Below are 1174 nucleotides of genomic sequence, written 5' to 3'. Positions count from 1 at the left end.
ATGAAAGCCGTACTGGACGAACTGTTTGAGACCATTAGTGACCAACAGCCAACCGCCATATCCGTCTACTTTTTTCTCTGGACAATAACACCCTGTACCACTTTTTCAGGCAATGGGCGGCTTTAACCTTCAGTTCATCGACCGCTTCCAGAGACACCAATAGTCCGTGAAGAGCACAGTTCAACATACCGTTATTCTCATAGGTCGGCAGTGGGTCCAGCCAACCCGATTCCATGGCTTCACGGGCAAAGTGGATAAACGAAGACTTGGCCAGGTCACTGTCTTGCTGCAATATGCGCAGTATTGAACTCAACCACAGGTGAGGGCTTGCTCCAGCCTGATCAATCATTTTTGAATAGAGAGACTTGAGGAGTTCAGTGACCTGATCTTCATCACTGACGGCTAATATCTGTTTTACTGCCTCCGGCATTGGTGCGGGTTTACAGTAGCTCGAATACACAGGGCTGATCAATGCCATCTCTTCCTCGCCCAATGCTTTTGTCTCCAGAGACTGTATCAGTGAGACGCCCATGGAAAGACCGGTTAAATCTTTTCTCTCCCAAAGGTTATTTATTATATTGGTGATTCTCAGATTTGTTGCTGGCCATGCACTGTTTCTATCAAGGGCTTTGTTCAGTTGTTCCAGGCTCATACCGCAGGCTTCAGCCAGAGCATGCTGTTGTGCTGAATCAGCATCTTTCAGAAGATCTTTCAGGAGAGCATTAATATTCTTTGACACATTGCTGAAACCACCGACGTTCCTGGTGGGCAGAAAGTCATGGGTGATTGCGATCAAAGGTGCCGGTGCCCCACCCAAATCCACCGATTCCCAGGTTTGGCCTCCATCCGCGGAATACTCGGCAAAGGCGTGGATAAAGCTCTGAATTTGCCGACATGGAATCCCGAAGTAACGACAAAAAGCAACAAAAACAGGCACACGATGACGACAGCTACCTTGTCGTTGTGTTACGAGGAATTTAAAGAAATTGACACCGTCCTCCGGTGCCGTCTCACCGGTAAACAGTTTGCAATAGTGTTTGATCGCTTCAATGCGTTGCATCGTGTCGTCAGTGTTTTTTATTGTCAGCAAAAGCGCCTTTATTTCGGGTGGGTGTATTTCGGTTGGGTGTTGGTCACTAATGGTCTCAAACAGTTCGTCCAGTACGGCTTTCAT

General features: G+C 47.6%; 1 protein-coding gene. It reads right to left on the bottom strand.

Going from position 1 to position 1174, the window contains the following annotated elements:
- Nucleotides 1–34 precede the first annotated feature (34 nt).
- A partial coding sequence (locus KDK18_RS01320; protein WP_257252636.1) for a transglutaminase-like domain-containing protein occupies nt 35–1174 on the bottom strand: 1140 nt, incomplete at its 5' end.

The sequence above is a fragment of the Endozoicomonas sp. SESOKO3 genome, assembly GCF_024606255.1.
This window is presented reverse-complemented; position numbering and strand designations above follow the sequence as displayed.